The 212-nt window shown below is 36.8% G+C and carries 1 protein-coding gene; it reads left to right on the plus strand.

The features are described 5' to 3' along the window. The coding region (locus HMPREF2885_RS04085; protein WP_222563577.1) for a hypothetical protein at window positions 1-212 on the plus strand (212 nt) is incomplete at both ends.

The raw sequence follows: 212 nt of genomic DNA on the forward strand, positions 1-212 counted from the left end.
TCAAGTCAAGATCTTGCAAGCTTGGAAGTAGAGTTGAAAGCAGCTGAAGAAAACTTGGCTAAACTTCAAGCACCAGCAGAGAAAGAAGCAGAATTAGCACCAGCTGATAAGAAACAACAACAAGAGAAACTTGAAAATGAAATCAAGAAACTAAAAGAAGCTCAAACCAAGCTTCAAGCAGCTATTGATAAATTGAGTAAGTCTTCAAATGA

Origin of the sequence: Streptococcus sp. HMSC062H02, assembly GCF_001813005.1 — a bacterium.
Taxonomy (GTDB): Bacteria; Bacillota; Bacilli; order Lactobacillales; family Streptococcaceae; genus Streptococcus; species Streptococcus oralis_S.